Origin of the sequence: Burkholderia sp. BCC0398, from assembly GCF_902833245.1 — a bacterium.
In the GTDB taxonomy this organism is placed as follows: Bacteria; Pseudomonadota; Gammaproteobacteria; order Burkholderiales; family Burkholderiaceae; genus Burkholderia; species Burkholderia sola.
The window spans coordinates 206,125-224,556 of the sequence record NZ_CADFEM010000009.1; the positions used below are offsets into that span (position 1 = coordinate 206,125).

15 protein-coding genes are annotated in these 18,432 nt (G+C 69.0%); 9 read left to right on the top strand and 6 right to left on the bottom strand.

Going from position 1 to position 18,432, the window contains the following annotated elements:
- Positions 1-45 precede the first annotated feature (45 nt).
- The 7 genes from HWX76_RS21000 (at position 46) to HWX76_RS21030 (ending at position 7,559) form a co-directional block, all read left to right on the top strand.
- The gene (locus HWX76_RS21000; RefSeq protein WP_050013341.1) at positions 46-828 is read left to right on the top strand and encodes a crotonase/enoyl-CoA hydratase family protein; all 783 of its coding nucleotides are present in this window, start codon (positions 46-48) and stop codon (positions 826-828) included.
- Positions 829-908: 80 nt separating this feature from the next.
- Positions 909-2,129 (top strand): CoA transferase, encoded by a 1,221-nt coding sequence (locus HWX76_RS21005; RefSeq protein ID WP_050013342.1) that lies wholly within the window; start codon positions 909-911, stop codon positions 2,127-2,129.
- Positions 2,126-2,923, top strand: a complete 798-nt coding sequence (locus tag HWX76_RS21010; protein WP_080334222.1) for an enoyl-CoA hydratase-related protein — start codon at positions 2,126-2,128, stop codon at positions 2,921-2,923. The genes HWX76_RS21005 and HWX76_RS21010 overlap by 4 nt, the downstream gene beginning before the upstream one ends.
- Positions 2,924-3,004: 81 nt before the next feature.
- Positions 3,005-4,057, top strand: a complete 1,053-nt coding sequence (locus HWX76_RS21015; protein WP_050013343.1) for a porin — start codon at positions 3,005-3,007, stop codon at positions 4,055-4,057.
- A 10-nt stretch (positions 4,058-4,067) separates the two neighbouring features.
- Positions 4,068-5,390, top strand: a complete 1,323-nt coding sequence (locus HWX76_RS21020; RefSeq protein WP_050013344.1) for an MFS transporter — start codon at positions 4,068-4,070, stop codon at positions 5,388-5,390.
- Positions 5,391-5,427: 37 nt separating this feature from the next.
- Positions 5,428-6,582 (top strand): acyl-CoA dehydrogenase, encoded by a 1,155-nt coding sequence (locus HWX76_RS21025; RefSeq protein WP_050013345.1) that lies wholly within the window; start codon positions 5,428-5,430, stop codon positions 6,580-6,582.
- Between the two features lie 38 nt (positions 6,583-6,620).
- Positions 6,621-7,559: an alpha/beta hydrolase gene (locus HWX76_RS21030; RefSeq protein ID WP_050013346.1), complete on the top strand. Its 939-nt coding sequence runs from the start codon at positions 6,621-6,623 to the stop codon at positions 7,557-7,559.
- A 58-nt stretch (positions 7,560-7,617) separates the two neighbouring features.
- On the opposite strand, the gene prpF is transcribed toward HWX76_RS21030, so the two are convergent.
- The 4 genes from prpF to prpB form a co-directional block, all read right to left on the bottom strand.
- On the bottom strand, positions 7,618-8,808 hold the full coding sequence (gene prpF / locus HWX76_RS21035) for a 2-methylaconitate cis-trans isomerase PrpF (RefSeq protein WP_050013347.1): 1,191 nt from the start codon (positions 8,806-8,808) through the stop codon (positions 7,618-7,620).
- A gap of 24 nt (positions 8,809-8,832) precedes the next feature.
- Positions 8,833-11,427 carry a Fe/S-dependent 2-methylisocitrate dehydratase AcnD gene (acnD, locus tag HWX76_RS21040; RefSeq protein ID WP_050013348.1) on the bottom strand — a complete coding sequence of 865 codons (2,595 nt, stop codon included), beginning with the start codon at positions 11,425-11,427 and terminating at the stop codon, positions 8,833-8,835.
- An 81-nt stretch (positions 11,428-11,508) separates the two neighbouring features.
- Complete coding sequence (gene prpC / locus HWX76_RS21045) at positions 11,509-12,681, bottom strand: 2-methylcitrate synthase (protein ID WP_006480321.1); 1,173 nt, start codon at positions 12,679-12,681, stop codon at positions 11,509-11,511.
- Between the two features lie 40 nt (positions 12,682-12,721).
- Positions 12,722-13,615, bottom strand: a complete 894-nt coding sequence (prpB, locus tag HWX76_RS21050) for a methylisocitrate lyase (protein ID WP_006480320.1) — start codon at positions 13,613-13,615, stop codon at positions 12,722-12,724.
- A 170-nt stretch (positions 13,616-13,785) separates the two neighbouring features.
- On the opposite strand from prpB, the gene prpR reads away from it, so the two are divergent.
- On the top strand, positions 13,786-15,774 hold the full coding sequence (gene prpR, locus HWX76_RS21055; RefSeq protein ID WP_089489880.1) for a propionate catabolism operon regulatory protein PrpR: 1,989 nt from the start codon (positions 13,786-13,788) through the stop codon (positions 15,772-15,774).
- A gap of 15 nt (positions 15,775-15,789) precedes the next feature.
- On the opposite strand, the gene HWX76_RS21060 is transcribed toward prpR, so the two are convergent.
- Positions 15,790-16,419 (bottom strand): ABATE domain-containing protein, encoded by a 630-nt coding sequence (locus HWX76_RS21060; RefSeq protein WP_235356190.1) that lies wholly within the window; start codon positions 16,417-16,419, stop codon positions 15,790-15,792.
- 275 nt (positions 16,420-16,694) lie between these two features.
- Between HWX76_RS21060 and HWX76_RS21065 the strand changes: the two genes are divergently transcribed.
- On the top strand, positions 16,695-17,078 hold the full coding sequence (locus HWX76_RS21065; RefSeq protein WP_050013351.1) for a VOC family protein: 384 nt from the start codon (positions 16,695-16,697) through the stop codon (positions 17,076-17,078).
- A gap of 139 nt (positions 17,079-17,217) precedes the next feature.
- Here the strand turns inward: HWX76_RS21065 and HWX76_RS21070 are convergent, their stop codons facing one another.
- Positions 17,218-18,066, bottom strand: coding sequence for an ureidoglycolate lyase (locus HWX76_RS21070; RefSeq protein ID WP_050013352.1), 849 nt, complete (start codon positions 18,064-18,066; stop codon positions 17,218-17,220).
- Positions 18,067-18,432: the final 366 nt, after the last annotated feature.

Genomic DNA, 18,432 nt, shown 5'->3' on the forward strand with positions numbered 1-18,432 from the left:
GGGCCGCGGCGTGAAGTCCCGCGGCACCGAATACACGGAGACACCATGGCAGCTTTTTTGAACCGTGAACGGCAGGGCGCGATCCTGACCGTCACGATGAACCGTCCCGACACCCGCAACGCCATTTCGGACACCGATGCGATCGACGCGCTGACCGAATGCTGCGACGAAGCGAACCGCGACGAATCGATCCGCGTGCTGGTCCTGACCGGCGCCGGCACGACGTTCTCGTCGGGCGGCAACGTGAAGACGATGCGCACGTTCATGGAATCGGGCCCGCACGACCCTGCCGCGATCCGGACCGGCTATCGGCGCGGCATCCAGCGGCTCGCGCACGCGTTCCTGCATCTCGAAGTGCCGGCCATCGCGGCAGTCAACGGCCCTGCCATCGGCGCCGGCACCGACCTCGCGTGCATGTGCGACATCCGCATCGCCGCCGACAGCGCGCGCTTCGCGGAGAGTTTCATCGCGCTCGGCCTCGTGCCGGGCGACGGCGGCGCGTGGTTCCTGCCGCAGATCGTCGGCGCCGCGGTCGCCGCGGAAATGTCGTTCACCGGCGATGCGCTGGACGCGCAGGCCGCGCTGCGCTGCGGGCTCGTGTCGCGCGTCGTGCCCGACGGTGACCTCCTCGCGCATGCGCAGGAACTGGCCGGCCGCATCGCCCGTCATTCGGGCACCGCGTTGCGCCTGACCAAGCGGCTGCTGCGCGAAGGCCGCCACGCGAGCCTCGACACGCTGCTCGACCTGTCGGCGTCGTACCAGGCGTTCGCGCACGCCAGCCCCGAGCATCGCGCGGCGGTCACCGCGCTGTTCGCCTCGCGCGGCTGAACCCGCGACGCATCGCGGCCGTGCAGCCGACGCATGCCGGCCTGCCGGCCCGTCGAATCCACATCGAAGGAGACATCGTCATGACCAGCAGCAACGAAGGCGCACTTGCAGGCGTGCGCGTGGTGGACCTGAGCCGCGTCTACGCGGGGCCGTTCTGCGCGCAGACGCTCGCCGACCATGGCGCGGACGTCATCAAGATCGAACCGCCGCAGGGCGACGAAACGCGCGACTGGGGGCCCGCGATGCCGAACGGCATCTCCAGCTACTACTGGGGGCTCAACCGCAACAAGCGCAATCTCGCGCTCGACCTGTCGCATCCCGACGGACGCGACGTGCTGTTGCGCGTGCTCGAAACGGCCGACGTGTTGATCGACAACTTCAAGCAGGGCACGCTCGAACGCTGGGGCATCGACTACGAACACTGCCTGCGCGCACGCTTTCCGCGCCTCGTCCACTGCTCGATTTCCGGCTACGGCACCGACGGCCCGCTCGCGCGGTTTCCGGGCTACGACGCGGTCGCGCAGGGCCTCGCCGGCTTCATGTCGATCAACGGCGAGCCGGGCGGCATGCCGCTCAAGGTGCCGTTTCCGGTCGTCGATCATGCGGCCGGCCTGAGCGCCGTCTCCACCATCCTGGTCGCGCTGGTCGAGCGGACGCGCTCCGGCCTCGGACAGCACGTCGACATCGACCTGTTCAGCACCGCGCTGTCGATGCTGCATCCGGTCAGCACGAGCTGGATGGCGACCGGCGACGTGCCCGTCGCGACCGGCAACGTGTACGGCGCGATCGCGCCGTACGGCGTCTATCCGTGCAAGGACAAGCCGGTCGCGACCGGCGCCGGCAACAACCGCACGTTCGCGCGGCTCGTCGAGGCGCTCGGCGTGCCCGAACTGGCGCGCGATCCGCGCTTCGCGACCAATGCGCAGCGCGTCGCGCATCGCGAAGCGCTCGACACGCTGCTCGGCCAGCTGACCGCCGAACTGCAGGCGGACGAGGTCGTCGAGCGGCTGATGCACGCCGGCGTCGCGACGGGGCCGGTGAACACTGTGGCCGATGCGTTCGGCCATCCGCAGGCGGCGCGCAACGCGATGTTCGTCGATACCGATACGTACACCGGCGCGGGCATTCCCGCCAAACTGTCCCGCACGCCCGGCTCGATACGCCGGCCGCCCCAACCGTTTGCCGCCGACACCGACGCCGTGCTCGACGCGTTCGGGATCGACGCGGCGCGCCGCGACGCGCTGCGGCAGGCCGGCGTGCTGCACGACACGCGGGCGGACGTGGCCGGGAGCGCGTCATGACCACCCAGCGCTTTTCTTCACCGGCGGGCGACGATGCCCCGTCTATCCTGCGCGACGACGCCGACGGCATCGCGTGGCTGACGATCCATCGCCCACACGTCGCCAATGCGCTGTCCGCCGACGCGATCCGCCGCCTGTGCGACGCGCTCGTCACGCTCGACGACAACCCGTCGATTCGCGTCGTCGTGATCCGCGGCGCGGGCGAACGCGCATTCAGCGCGGGCGTCGATCTCGGCGACCCCGAGATCCGCGGAATGCAGCCGATGCGTGGGCTCGCACGCAACGTGCACGAGCTGATCCTGGAGCTGCGCAAGCCGACCATCGCGGCCATCAACGGCTACGCGATCGGCGGCGGCTGCGAAATCGCGCTCGCGTGCGACCTGCGGATCGCCGCCGCTCACGCGACCTTCGCGCTGCCCGAAGCGCGGGTCGGCATGGGTGCGAACTTCGCGAGCGTGCTGCTGCCGCGCATGTTGCCGCGCGCGATCGCGATGGAGCTGCTGTTCACGGGCCGCCGCTTCGACGCAGACGAAGCGCAACGCGCCGGCCTGCTGAACCGCGTCGTGCCCGGCGCCGCACTCGACGACACCGTGCGCGAGCTGGCACAGACGATCGCCGCGAACGCACCGCTCACGATCCGCCGCATCAAGGAAACCGCGACGCGCAGCCAGGGGCTGCCGGTGGCCGCCGCGCTGCGGCTGGACGTCGGCCCCGACGTCTACGCGAGCGAGGACCGGATCGAGGGCGCCCGCGCGTTTCTCGAGAAGCGCAAGCCGGTGTTCAAGGGCCGCTGAGCCCGGCGCCGCACCGCAGCATCCGCGCGCACCGCTCCCAGAACGCGGGCGCGCCCAAAAAACATGGACGGAGACACCTTCATGCAACGGAAAGCATTCCTGGTCGGCGCGTGCGTGCTGTGCGCCACGCCGGCGCACGCGTCGTCGGTCACGCTGTACGGGATCGTCGACAGCTACGTCGAATTCGATCGCATCGGCAGTCTGTCGACCCTGCGGCAAAGCGGCGGCGGCGCGTCGACGAGCCGCTTCGGCCTGACGGGCGTCGAGGATCTCGGCGGCGGCACATCGACGAAATTCGTGCTGGAAAGCGGTTTCTCGCCAGCCGACGGATCGTTCCAGGGCGGCACGCTGTTCTACCGACAGGCCTATGTATCGCTGCAGAACACGCGCTACGGCGACCTGCGGCTCGGCCGGCAATACACGCCCGCGTTCTACGTCGTGTACGACGGCGATCCGTTCGGACTCAACGAGCGGATGTCGCCGCTCGCGCTGCTCGCAACGTCGACCGACACGATCACGAGCAACACGACCCCGCCGATTCCGCGCTTCAACCAGGCGGCGTCGTATCTGAGTCCCGACTGGAACGGCCTGCGCGTGATGGCCACGTACGGCTTTCCGACGCCGAACGCACTCTCGACGCAAGCCGGACGCAACTACGGCGCCGGGCTTCAGTACCGGATCGGCGGGCTCTACGTCGGCGCCGGCTTCCAGGGCGATACGTCGGCCGGCAACCTGGCGCCCGTCGTCTCCCCGTCGACGACCCGCCACTACGTGTTCGCGGCCAACTACGCGTTCGCGCGCGTCAAGCTGTACGCCGCGTTCCTGTATGGCGTCGGCACGGCGGCGCGCCTGCCCGCGTTCTCGACCGCGAGCGTCGGTGCGTCGATCAACGTCGGCGCGCTCGATCGCGTGCTCGTGTCGGTGGTGCGCCGCGACGTGAAGGGTTCGGCGAACGATGCGACCGCGCTCGGCGTCGGCTACGACCATCCGCTGTCGAAGCGGACATCGCTCTACGCACGCTATCTCTGCATGAAGAACGGCGGCGACGCCCGCAATACCGTCGTCGCCGGTCTGCCACCGCAACCGGGCGGCACCGAGCAGGTGTTTGCGCTCGGCGTCACTCACCGCTTCTGACGGAGTGCCCATGACCCCGACCCTTTCGATCCACCCGGCCGCCGTCGACGATGGCGCGACACAGGCACTCTACCGCCGAATCTCGCGCCGGCTGCTGCCGTTCCTGATCCTCTGCTACACGCTGTCGTTCATCGACCGGATCAACATCGGCTTCGCGCACGCACAGATGGCCGCCGAACTGCACTTCTCCGACGCCGTCTACGGGCTCGGCGCGGGCATTTTCTTCATCGGCTACATGGCGTTCGAGATTCCGAGCAACGCGTGGCTCGCGCGGATCGGCGCGCGCCGGACGATCGCCCGGATCATGGTGCTGTGGGGCCTCGGCTCGGCCGCGACGATGTTCGTCGCGACGCCCGCGCAGTTCTACGCGTGCCGCTTTCTGCTGGGCGTGTTCGAGGCCGGCTTCTTCCCCGGCATCCTGTTCTATCTCGGCGCGTGGTATCCGCCGCGGCAGCGCGCCAAGGCGTTCGCGCTGTTCATGACCGCGCTGTACCTCGCGGGGCTGATCGCCGGCCCCGTGTCGGGCGCGATCCTGTCGTACTTCGACGGCGTGGCCGGCCTGAGCGGCTGGCAATGGCTGTTCGTCGTCGAAGGGCTGCCGAGCAGCGCGCTCGGCCTCGTCGCGCTGCGCTTTCTCGACGACCGGCCGGACGACGCACGCTGGCTGTCTGACGCCGACAAGGCCGCGCTGCGCGCCGCGCACGCGCAGGCCGAAGCCGGTACGCCGGCCGCGAACGCAGCGCGACCGCTACTCGCACATCGCGATTTCTGGCTGCTGTGCGCGGCCAATTTCGCAATCGCGGCCGCCGGCTACGCGCTCGTGTTCTGGATGCCCGTGATCCTGCATCGCGGCGGCCTGCATGGCGCGATGCAGATCGGGCTGCTGTCCGCGCTGCCGTACCTGTGCGGCATCGTCGGCATGCTCGCGATGGGCTGGCGCACCGAGCGCCGGCGCGAATGGCGCAAGCACGGCGCCGTCGCGATGCTCGCGTGCGCGGCGGCCCTCGCCGGCCTCGCGAGCAGCGCCGGCACGTCGCACCTGATGATCGCGCTGTGCATCGCGGTCGCCACGCACGCCGCGGCGCTGCCCGCGTTCTGGGTGCTGCCGGGGCTCGCGCTGCCGAAGCGCTCGATGGCGGTCGCGATCGCGGCGATCACGATGACCGGCGCGATCGGCGGATTCGCGAGCCCGTTCCTGATGGGCGTGCTCAACACGGCCACCGGGTCGATGCGCGGCGGCCTCTATTTCAATGCCGCGCTGCTGGCGGCCGGCGCGTTCGCGTTGCTCGGCACGCTGCGCGCCCGCGCGGCGGCGCGCGCGAACGTCGGCTGACGGCACGCCTTCTTCCCCCCTGTACGGACCCACCCTCATGAATTTCGACCTCGAACTCGAACACCGGATGATCCGGGACCTCGTCGCACGTTTCGTGAAGGACGAACTGATTCCGCTCGAAGCGGCGGTGATGGCGCGCGAGGCCGACGGCCAGCGTTTCGGGCTGCTCGCCGACGAGCGCGCGCACCTCGACGAGCGCTCGCGGCAACTCGGCCTGTGGGGACTCGACGCGCCGCTCGACGTGGGCGGCTCGGACCTGCCGGCCGTCGCGATGGTCGGCGTGAACGAAGCGATCGGCACGACCGTGACCCCGTACATCCTGCCGCCCGACTCGCCGAACCTGCGGATGCTGTGCGATGCGGCCGATGCGGCGCAACGTGCGCGCTATCTCGACCCGTACGCACGCGGCGCCACGCGCGCGGCAATGGCGATCTCCGAGCCGGGCGCCGGCTCCGATCCGGGTGCGCTGTCGACGATGGCCGTGCGCGATGGCGACACCTGGGTGCTGAACGGCCGGAAGATCTGGATCAGCCACGCGGCCGAAGCCGACTGGACGATCGTGATGGCGCTGACCGATCGCAGCAAGGGCAAGCGCGGCGGCATGTCGGCGTTCATCGTCGAGCGCGACACGCCGGGCTTCGTCATCGAGCGCCGGATCCCGATGATCGGCGGCCTGTCGACCTACGAAATCGTGCTGGAAGACTGCCGCATTCCCGCCGCGCAATTGCTGGGCCGGGAAGGCGCCGGCTTCGCGCCGATGCAGGCCCGGCTCGCGAACCGGCGGCTGGAGATGGCCGCATGGTGCATCGGCCGCGCCGAGCGCGCGGTCGCGCTGCTGTGCGACCATGCGAAACAGCGCACGACCTTCGGCGTGCCGCTCGCGGAGCGCCAGGCGGTCCAGTGGTGGGTCGCCGACGCGCTCACGCAGATCCATGCGTGCCGCCTGATGACCTACGAAGCGGCCGCGCGCGTGGATGCCGGGCAGGATGCACGCACGCAGATCTCGATGGTCAAGGTGTTCGCGACCGAAATGGCGTCGACCGTCATCGATCATGCGATGCAGACGCTCGGCGCGATGGGCATGACGAAGGAAATGCCGTTGCAGCAGATGGCCAGCGAAGCGCGGCTGATGCGCATCTTCGAAGGCCCGACCGAGGTGCACCGTTGGGTCGTCGCGCGCAGCGTGCTCTGACCGCGGCGCACCGCCCACTTCCACGATGGAGCCCTGCGTTGAACACCCTGCCTCTCGTCGATCCCGAAATCCGCCCGCTGCTCGAGACCTGGCCGACCGTCACGCTCAGCGCCGACAACCTCGCACAGTCGCGCCAGCGCGTGCTGCCGCTGCCGCCGCCCGACCCGGCCGGCAGCACGCTCGAACGCCGCACGGTACCCGGTCCTGCCGGCGCGCCGGACGTCCCGGTCCTCGTCTATTTGCCCGACGGCCATGCGCGCCCGCTGCCGGCGATCGTCCACCTGCACGGCGGCGGCTACGTGCGCGGCGCGGCGAAGGAGCTCGAAGCGGTGCACCGGTCGCTCGTGACGCAGCTCGGCTGCGCGCTGATCTCGGTCGACTACCGTCTCGCGCCGGAAACCGTGTTTCCCGGTGCGATCGAGGACTGCTACGCGGCGCTCGGCTGGGTGTTCCGTCACGCCGACACGCTCGGCATCGACGCCGCGCGGATCGGCGCGGCGGGCGAAAGCGCGGGCGGCGGGCTCGCCGCCGCGCTGGCGCTGCTGGCCCGCGACCGCGGCGAATTCCCGCTCGCGTTCCAGCACCTGATCTATCCGATGCTCGACGATCGCACCTGCACGCGCACGCCGCATCCGCATGCCGGCGAATTTATCTGGCATGCGGCCAACAACCGGTTCGGCTGGACCGCGTTGCTCGGTCACGCGCCGGGCATCGACGGCGTGTCGCCGTACGCGGCCGCCGCGCGCGCCACGCGACTCGACGGCCTGCCGCCCACGTTCCTGTCGGTCGGCTCGCTCGACCTGTTCCTCGACGAAAATCTCGACTACGCGCAGCGCCTGCTGCGCGCGGGCGTGCCGACCGAGCTGCACGTGCTGCCCGGCGGCGTACACGGATTCGACCTCGTACCCGGCGCGCGGGTCTCGGAAACGGCGCGCCGCCTGAGCCACGACGCGCTGCGCCGCTTCCTGCACGGCTGACGAAAACGACGCGGGCGGCCGAAGCCGCCCGCATCCGCGTCGATCCCGACGACGACGCTCAGAACGCGTCGCCCGGCACCCGCACCCAGCCTTCCATCAGCACGCGCGCGCTGCGGCTCATGATCGCCTTCGTGACGGCCCATTCGCCGTTTTCGCGCCGCGCTTGCGCGCCGACGCGCAGCGTGCCCGACGGATGCCCGAAGCGCACCGCATTGCGTTCGCCGCCGCCCGCCGCGAGATTGACGAGCGTGCCCGGGATCGCCGCGGCCGTGCCGATCGCGACCGCCGCCGTGCCCATCATCGCGTGGTGCAGCTTGCCCATCGACATCGCGCGCACCAGCAGGTCGACGTCGCCCGCGTTCACGCGCTTGCCGCTCGACGCGACGTAGTCGGCCGGCTTCGCGACGAACGCGATCTTCGGCGTGTGCTGCCGCGTCGCGATTTCGTCGAGCGTGTCGATCAGGCCCATCCGCAGCGCGCCGTGCGCGCGGATCGTCTCGAATTTCTCGAGCGCCTTCGGGTCGCCGTTGATCGCGTCCTGCAATTCCGTGCCCGTATAGCCGATCGCTTCCGCGTCGACGAAGATCGTCGGGATCCCCGCGTTGATCATCGTCGCCTTCAGCGTGCCGATGCCCGGCACGGCCAGATCGTCGACGAGGTTGCCGGTCGGGAACATCGAGCCGCCCGCGCCTTCTTCCTCGGCGGCCGGGTCCATGAATTCGAGCTGCACTTCGGCGGCCGGGAACGTGACGCCGTCCAGTTCGAAGTCGCCCGTCTCCTGCACCGCGCCGTTCACGATCGGCACGTGCGCGACGATCGTCTTGCCGATGTTCGCCTGCCAGATCCGCACGGTCGCGACGCCGTCGCGCGGCACGCGCGCCGGATCGACGAGCCCGCCGCCAATCGCGAACGGGCCAACCGCCGCCGACAGGTTGCCGCAGTTGCCCGTCCAGTCGACGAACGCCTTGTCGATCGCGACCTGGCCGAACAGGTAGTCGACGTCATGACCGGGCCGCGTGCTCTTCGACACGATCACCGTCTTGCTGGTGGACGACGTCGCGCCGCCCATCCCGTCGATCTGCTTGCCGTACGGATCGGGGCTGCCGATCACGCGCAGCAGCAGCGCGTCGCGCGCGGCGCCCGGCGTCTGCGCGGCATCCGGCAGGTCCTGCAGCCGGAAGAACACGCCCTTGCTGGTGCCGCCGCGCATGTACGTGGCGGGAATCCTGATTTGAGGAATGTGAGCCATGTCTGTGTTCCCAATGTGCGCCGGTCAGGCGGCCTGCGACGATTCGAGGAAGTCCTGCGCGAAACGCTGCAGCACGCCACCCGCTTCGTAGATCGACACTTCCTCGGCCGTATCGAGCCGGCACGTCATCGGCACTTCCACGCGTTCGCCGTTCCTGCGGTGAATCACGAGCGTCAGGTCGGCGCGGGGCGTGCGCTCGCCGACCACGTCGAAGGTCTCGGTGCCGTCGATGCCGAGCGTCGTCCGGTTGGTGCCCGGCTTGAACTCGAGCGGCAGCACGCCCATCCCGATCAGGTTCGTGCGGTGAATCCGCTCGAAACCTTCGGCGGCGATCGCCTCGACGCCCGCGAGCCGCACGCCCTTCGCGGCCCAGTCGCGCGACGAGCCCTGGCCGTAGTCGGCGCCGGCCACGACGATCAGCGGCTGCTTGCGATTCATGTACGTCTCGATCGCTTCCCACATCCGCATGACCTCGCCTTCCGGCTCGACGCGCGCGAGCGAACCTTTCTTCACCGCGCCATCGACGACCGCCATCTCGTTGACGAGCGTCGGGTTCGCGAAGGTCGCACGCTGCGCGGTCAGGTGGTCGCCGCGGTGCGTCGCGTACGAGTTGAAGTCTTCTTCCGGCAGGCCCATCTTCGCGAGGTATTCGCCGGCCGCGCTATCCGGCAGGATCGCGTTCGACGGCGACAGGTGGTCGGTCGTGATGTTGTCGCCGAGCACCGCGAGCGGACGCATGCCCTTCAACGTGCGCTCGCCGGCCAGCGCGCCTTCCCAGTACGGCGGGCGGCGGATATACGTGCTCTGCGCACGCCAGTCGTACAGCGGCGCCGCGCGCTCGCCTGCGTCGGCGCTGCGCGCGAACATCGGCTCGTAGACCTTGCGGAACTGCTCGGGCTTCACGCTCGACGCGACGATCGCATCGATCTCCTCGTCGGTCGGCCAGATGTCCTTCAGCGTGACGGGCTTGCCGTCCTGATCGTGACCCAGCACGTCCTTCTCGATGTCGAAGCGGATCGTGCCGGCGATCGCGTAGGCGACCACGAGCGGCGGCGACGCGAGGAACGCCTGCTTCGCATACGGGTGAATGCGGCCGTCGAAGTTGCGGTTGCCGGACAGCACGGCGGTCGCGTACAGGTCACGCTCGACGATCTCCCGCTGGATCTTCGGATCGAGCGCGCCCGACATCCCGTTGCAGGTCGTGCATGCGAACGCGACGATGCCGAAGCCGAGCTTCTCGAGTTCCGGCAGCAGGCTCGCTTCTTCCAGATACAGCTCGACCGCCTTCGAGCCCGGCGCGAGCGAACTCTTGACCCATGGCTTGCGCGTCAGGCCCTTCGCGTTCGCGTTGCGGGCGAGCAAGGCCGCGGCAATCACGTTGCGCGGGTTGCTGGTGTTCGTGCAGCTCGTGATCGCGGCGATGATCACCGCGCCGTCGGGCATCTCGCCCGGCTTCTCTTCCCACTGACCGGCAATCCCGCGCGCGGCGAGATCGGACGTCGGCAGCCGCTTGTGCGGGTTCGACGGGCCGGCCATGTTGCGCACGACGCTCGACAGGTCGAACGTCAGCGTGCGCTCGTATTGCGCATTGGCGAGCGTATCGGCCCACAGGCCCGCCGCCTTCGCGTAGGTCTCGACCAGCTTCACCTGCTCGTCGCTGCGGCCGGTGAGGCGCAGATAGTCGGTCGTCTGGCCGTCGATGAAGAACATCGCGGCCGTCGCGCCGTATTCGGGCGCCATGTTCGAGATCGTCGCGCGATCGCCGAGCGTGAGGCTCGCCGCGCCAACGCCCCGGAACTCCAGGTACGCGCCGACCACCTTCTCCTTGCGCAGGAACTCGGTCAATGCGAGCACCACGTCGGTCGCGGTGATGCCGGGCTGGCGCTTGCCGGTCAACTCGACGCCGACGATGTCGGGCAGGCGCATCCACGACGCGCGGCCGAGCATCACGTTCTCGGCTTCGAGCCCGCCGACGCCGATCGCGATCACGCCGAGCGCATCGACGTGCGGCGTGTGGCTGTCGGTGCCGACGCAGGTGTCCGGGAACGCTACGCCATCCTGCACCTGGATCACCGGCGACATCTTCTCGAGGTTGATCTGGTGCATGATGCCGTTGCCCGGCGGGATGACGTCGACGTTCTCGAACGCCTTCTTCGTCCACTCGATGAAGTGGAAGCGATCCTCGTTGCGGCGATCCTCGATCGCGCGGTTCTTCGCGAATGCGTCCGGATCGAAGCCGCCGCATTCGACGGCGAGCGAGTGGTCGACGATCAGCTGGACGGGCACGACCGGGTTCACCTTCGCCGGGTCGCCGCCGCCGTCCGCGATCGCGTCGCGCAGGCCCGCGAGATCGACAAGCGCCGTCTGTCCGAGGATGTCGTGGCACACCACGCGCGCCGGGAACCACGGGAAATCGCGTTCGCGCTTGCGCTCGATGATCTGCTTCAGCGAATCGGCGAGGATCGCCGGATCGCAGCGGCGCACGAGGTTTTCGGCGAGCACGCGCGACGTGTACGGCAGCGTGTCGTACGCGCCGGGCGCGATCGCGTCGACCGCGGCACGCGCGTCGAAATAGTCCAGCGACGTGCCGGGCAGGGGTTTGCGGTTGGCGGTATTCATGATGTGGGGCGGAATTCGGGGTAAGACGTGCCGCGTGCGCCGGCCGCCCGCATCACGGGCGCCGGCGCATGCGGCGGACGATCAGCGCTTCTCGATCGGCACGAACTGCAGGTCTTCCGGACCGGTGTAGTTCGCGCTCGGGCGGATGATCTTGTTGTCGATGCGCTGCTCGATGATGTGCGCGCTCCAGCCCGACGTGCGCGAGATCACGAACAGCGGCGTGAACATCGCGGTCGGTACGCCCATCATGTGATACGACACCGCGCTGAACCAGTCGAGGTTCGGGAACATCTTCTTCGCGTCCCACATCACCGATTCCAGGCGCTCGGCGATGCTGTACAGCTTGGTGTCGCCCGCTTCCTTCGACAGCTTGTGCGCGACGCCCTTGATCACCTTGTTGCGCGGATCGGAGATCGTGTAGACCGGATGGCCGAAGCCGATCACGACTTCCTTGTTCTCGACGCGGCGGCGGATGTCGGCTTCGGCGTCGTCCGGCGAGCTGTAGCGGCTCTGGATCTCGTACGCGACTTCGTTCGCGCCGCCGTGCTTCGGCCCGCGCAGCGCGCCGATCGCGCCGGTGATCGCCGAGTAGATGTCCGAGCCCGTGCCCGCGATCACGCGACCGGTGAACGTCGACGCGTTGAATTCGTGCTCCGCGTACAGGATCAGCGACGTGTGCATCGCCTCGACCCACGACTTCGACGGCGTCTTGCCGTGCAACAGGTGCAGGAAGTGGCCGCCGATCGAGTCGTCGTCGGTTTCCGTCTCGATGCGCTTGCCGTTGTGCGAGAAGTGATACCAGTACAGCAGCATCGAACCGAGCGACGCCATCAGGCGGTCGGCGATGTCGCGCGCGCCCGGCAGGTTGTGGTCGTCCTTCTCCGGCAGCACGGTGCCGAGCACCGACACGCCGGTACGCATCACGTCCATCGGGTGAGCCGACGCCGGGATCTGTTCGAGCGCGGCCTTCAGCGCGCTCGGCAAGCCGCGCAGCGCGCGCAGCTTGGTCTTGTACGCGGCCAGTTCGGTCAGGTTCGGCAGCGTGCCGTGCACGAGCAGATGCGCGATTTCCTCGAATTCGCACGATTCGGCGACGTCGAGAATGTCGTAGCCGCGATAGTGGAGGTCGTTGCCGGTCTTGCCGACCGTGCACAGCGCCGTGTTGCCGGCCGTCACGCCCGACAGCGCCACCGACTTCTTCGGCTTGAATGCGCCTGCGGCGGCCGGTGCTGCTGCGTCTTTCGTCTCGCTCATGTTTTCCTTCTCCAATGGGTATCGGGGGGTGCGGGCCGCGTTACTTCTTGCCCTGCGCGAACAGTTCGTCGAGCTTGCGCTCGTATTCGTGATAGCCGAGGAAGTCGTACAGCTCGGCGCGCGTCTGCATCGTCGGCACGGCCGCCTTCTGCGTGCCGTCGCGGCGCAGCGTCTCGTAGAAGTTCAGCGCGGCCTTGTTCATCGCGCGATACGCGCCGCAGCAGTACAGCGCGATATCGACGTTCGCCTCGCGCAGCTCGTCGACCGTGAACAGCGGCGTCGAGCCGAATTCGGTCAGGTTCGCGAGGATCGGCACCTTCACGGCGGCCTTGAAGCGGCGGTAGTCGTCGAGCGTCTTCATCGCTTCCGGGAAGATCATGTCCGCGCCGGCTTCGACGTACGCGACCGCGCGCTCGATCGCCGAATCGATCCCTTCCGCGGCGGCCGCGTCGGTGCGCGCCATGATCACGAACTGGTCGTCGGTGCGCGCGTCGACCGCGGCCTTCACGCGATCGACCATTTCGTCGATCGGCACGACTTCCTTGCCCGGACGGTGGCCGCAGCGCTTCTGGCCGACCTGGTCCTCGAGGTGCACGGCCGCGACGCCGGCGTTGATGAACGAGCGGACCGTGCGCGCGATGTTGAACGCGCCGCCCCAGCCCGTGTCGATGTCGACCAGCAGCGGCAGGTCGGTCGCGTTGGTGATCCGGGTCGCGTCGATCAGCACGTCCTCCATCGTGCTGATGCCGAGGTCGGGAATGCCGAGCGAGTTCGCGGCGACGCCGCCACCCGACAGGTACACGGCCTTGAAGCCGACGGCCTGCGCCATCTTGGCCGCGTACGCGGTGATCGCGCCGACCACCTGCAGCGGCTGCTCGGCCGCGACTGCCGCGCGGAACTTCGCGCCGGCGCTCTGAAGATGCGTATTGCTCATGAACGGCCTCCTGATGGAATGCCCGATAACAGCAAGGACCGGGCCAGCTTGCGGAACGTCGCTAACTCACTGATTCTTAAGCGACCGCCGTGGGTGTGGTACCGCCCGGCGATTTCAATTTAGCGATTTCATGTTTCAAAAATGAAATCGCGCGCGCATAATCGGCCGTCATGGACCTCTCCTCGACCAAGCCCGTCGGCCCCGCCGACCGCACGGTGCGCCCGCGCATCTGGGCGATGGGTATCAGCCGGCTGCGCGAGCTGTTTCGCGAGATCGCCGGCGAATTCGACGAACGCGCGGACGTGCGCATCGTCACGCGCGCCTATGAAGATGCGCTGAGCGCGATCGCCGAGGCCGGCGCCGCGCGGCCCGACGTGATCGTCGCGGCCGGCTCAAACGGCGGCTTCCTGAAAACGCGCGCGCAGGTGCCGGTGGTGGTCGTGTCGCCGACCGGCTTCGACGTGATGCAGGCGCTCGCGCGCGCGCGGCGCGATGCGACGCGGATCGCGCTCGTCAGCGCCGGCGAGACGCCGCCCGAAGTGCGCCGCTTCGTCGCCGCGTACGGCCTCGACGTGCAGTTTGCGTCATATCAGTCCGCCCAGGAAGCGGAGGCCTGCGTGCACGACCTGCGCGATCGCGGCATCGAGACGATCGTCGGCCCGGGCCTCGTCACCGATCTCGCCGCCAGCGTCGGCATGGGCGCGGTATTCCTGTATTCGCATGCGTCGGTGCGCAGGGCCGTCGAGACGGCGCTCGAAGTCGCGTATGCGACGCACGCCGAGGCATTCCGCCGCCAGCGGCTCGACACGCTGCTGCAGCACCTGCGCGACGGCGTGGTCGCGCTCGACGCACACGGCCGCGTCGAAGCGATCAACGAACGGCTCGCATCGGCGTTCGGGGTCGAACCCGCGGCGGCCGTCGGTCGCGCGCTCGTCGACCTGCGGCCCGAGTTGCGCACGCTGCGCGGCGAGGACGGCGACGCGCTCGCGACCGTGCGCGGCGTGCGCTACGTCGTGCATCGCGGGCCGCTGGTCGATCGCGGCGTCACGTCGGGCAGCGTGCTGACGTTCCAGGAATCGCGCGCGGTAGAACGGCTCGATCGCGCGCTGCGCTCGCAGCCCACCACGCAGCAGTTCGCCGCGCGCTACGCGCTCGACGACGTGGTCGGCGCGTCGGCGCCGATGACGCGCGTGCGCGACCTCGTGCGCCGCTACGCGAAATCCGACGCGACCGTGCTCGTGCTCGGCGAAAGCGGCACCGGCAAGGAGATGATCGCGCAGAGCCTGCATGCGCTGTCCGCGCGGCGCAGCTATCCGTTCGTCGCGGTCAACTGCGGCGCGTTTCCGGAAGCGCTGCTCGAGAGCGAGCTGTTCGGTTATGAAGAAGGCGCGTTCACCGGCGCGCGGCGCGGCGGCAAGACCGGCCTGTTCGAGGCCGCGCACCGCGGCACGCTGTTTCTCGACGAAATCGGCGAGATGCCGCCGTCGCTGCAAAGCCGGCTGCTGCGTGTGCTGCAGGAGCGCGAGGTGATCCGCCTCGGCTCGACCGAGCCGATCCGCATCGACGTGCGCGTGATCGCCGCGACGCACCGGCCGCTGCTCGCGGCCGTCGAGGCCGGTACGTTCCGCGCGGATCTCTATTACCGGCTCAACATCCTGAACATCGGCCTGCCGCCGCTGCGCGAGCGCGCGGCCGACATCCCCGCGCTCGCGGCGACGCTGCTCGTGCAGGCCGCGCGGCGCGAGCCGCGTCTCGCCGACCGCATGCGCGACGCCGACGACGCGCTGCGCGTGCTCGCCGCGACGCAAGCGACGCTCGCGCGCTACCGCTGGCCCGGCAACGTGCGCGAACTGCAGAACGTGGTCGAGCGGATCGCGGTGGAGCTGGCCGAGGAAGTCGACGAAAACGATCCGGCCGCCGCGTGCGCGGCGCTCGCCCCTGGCGCGCTGCGAGTGATCGCGCCCGAGCTGTTCGCCGCGCCGCCCGATGCGGCCGGCGCCGGCGGCGACGAGGCACGGACGCTCCACGCGCGGCGCCGTCGCGCGGAAGCCGACGAGATCCGCGCGGTGCTCGACGCGTGCGGCGGCGACCGCGATCGCGCGTGCGCGATGCTCGGCATCAGCAAGACGACGCTGTGGCGGAAGTTGTCGGCGAAATAGGTTCCGTCCGCGCCGTCATTCGGCCTTGTGATAGTGGCGATACGCCTTCGCGCGATTGCCGCACGACGACATCGAGCACCAGCGTCGGCTGCCGTTCTTGCTGTCGTCGATGAACAGCCACTGGCATGCGTCGTTCGCACAGCGCTTGACCTTCGCGAGCCGCGCGCCGCCGAGCAGGTCGATCGCCGACCAGAGCACCGGGCTCAATAGGCGCGCGAGCGTCGCGCCCGACGCGTCGATCCTCCACGCATAGCGGCCGTCGACGCGCACCAGCGCAACGCGCGGCGATGCTTCCACCAGGAAGCCGCCGAGCAGCGCGAGATCCTCGGCCTGCGGCTCGCGCTGCTCCGCCTGCGCGTGAAAGAGCCGGTATAGCGCCTCGCGCAACGCGAGCGCCTGCGCGAGCATCGCGGGTTCGTCATTCTTCTTCAGGTTCAGGTATTGCTCACGACACGCGTCGGCCAGCCCGGCCGGTACGCCCGCCTGCTCGCGGCACCACGCGAACAGGTCGTCCATCGTGCCGAAGGTTTCCGTCGGTGGGTCGCTGCCGCGCCAATACAGCGTGTTCGCGAAATCGAGGCTCAACGTTTCGGGCGGCGCCGGGATCAGGCAGTCCGTTGTGACGGAAGGTTGCGTTTTGCTCATGACGCGATCGTATCTAACCACCATGCCGGTTGACAAGCGTCCGAGCGATTTCTAACATAACCGGCATGGTGGTTAAAAACTGGTTGGCCGCACCGATGCCGGTTCAATCCAAGGAGACACAGATGATCGATCGCTTTTCGTTCAGCGTTATCCACACCTCCACTGGCCGCAGGTACGACGACAGCACGCTCGGCGCGCTGCGCTACAAGCGGCTGGCATGGTGCCTGTAAGCAGGTTTGCCGCACTGACGTCCCCCTCAGTTCAAGGAGTCACAGATGATCGACCACCTTTCGTTCGGCGTTGCCCACATCGATCGCAGCCGCACCTTCTACGACAGCGCGCTCGGCGCACTCGGCTACAAGCGCCTGTATAGCGACGACGGCGCGCTCGGCTACGGCACGACCGAGCCCGAGCTGTGGTTGCAGCACGCGGCCCGGCCTGTCGTCGCCGATCCCGATTCCGGGCTGCACCTGTCGTTCAAGGCCGCGTCGCCGGTCGAGGTCGACGCGTTCTACCGCGCCGCGCTCGAGCACGGCGGCAAGGACAACGGCGGGCCCGGCAAGCGCGAGCACTACGGCCCCGGCTATTACGCGGCGTTCGTCGTCGACCCCGACGGCTATCGGCTCGAAGCGCACTGCGAACTCGACAACGTCGTGTGATCCGCTTCGTCCGGACACGCACGAGCGACAAGGGCCCGATTCCGCCTCGCGCGGAATCGGGCCCCTGGTTTTTGGCTACGTCGCCGTTCGCTGCGCGCGGGTAGCTGCATCCTCCGGCCGGTCCGCGCCGCGCACGCGCTTATTGTGCGTGGCGTGTGCTCTGCAACTGCTCGCCGAGTCCTTCGATCCCGAGGCGCACCGTTTGGCCGGCCTTCAGGTATATCGGCGATGGCTTGATCCCCATCCCGACGCCCGGCGGCGTACCGGTCGTGATCACGTCGCCCGGCTGCAGCGTCATGCAGGTCGACAGATACGCGATCAGCTGCGCGACGGTGAACACCATCGTGCGCGTATTGCCGTTCTGATAACGATGGCCGTCGACGTCGAGCCACAGGTCGAGACGCTGCGGATCGGGCACTTCGTCGCGCGTGACGAGCCACGGGCCGATCGGGCCGAACGTGTCGAAGCCCTTGCCCTTGTCCCACTGGCCGCCGCGCTCGATCTGCCATTCGCGCTCGGATACGTCGTTGACGACGCAGTAGCCCGCGACGTAATCGAGCGCGCGCGCTTCGTCGACGTCCTTGCACTTCGCGCCGATCACGACACCCAGTTCCACTTCCCAGTCGGTCTTGACCGAACCCTTCGGGATGTCGATGCCGTCGTTCGGGCCGCAGATCGAACTCGTCCACTTGCCGAACACGACCGGCTCCTTCGGCACCGGCATGCCGGCTTCGGCCGCGTGATCGGCATAGTTCAGGCCGATGCCGATGAATTTGCCGACCTGGCCGACGCATGCACCGATGCGCGGCTCGCCGGACACGAGCGGCAGCGTGGCCGGATCGATCGCGCGCAGCCGCGCGAGACCCGCGTCGGACAGCACATCGCCGGCAAGATCCGGCACCTGCGCGGACAGGTCGCGAATGCGGCCGGCTGCGTCGAGGATGCCGGGCTTTTCCTGGCCGGACGGGCCGTAGCGAAGCAGTTTCATCGTGCTTAACCTCTGTTGTCGAATGGGACAGGATACCGGCCGACGCGGCCTTTCGCAGCCACGCGCCGGACTGGTCGTCGATCGTCGATCGTCAATTGCACGCGTCGGCGCCGCGTGCGGCATGCCGTCGACGCGCGAGCGTCGCGCGGGCGCAGCGATCGTGGCGCCGTACTGCAGTACGGCACGCATCGAACGGGCGGCCGCCGGTCTGCGCATCGGCGACGACGGCCCGGCATCCGCGACGCGTGCCGGCCCATGCCGGCCGGCTGCACGCGCGGCCGCGCCGTCGCTGGCCCGCAAGCCTTTGTACCACCGGTCGCGCGCCGTGAAATGACACGCGACGGATACCGACTATTGGTGCGACTG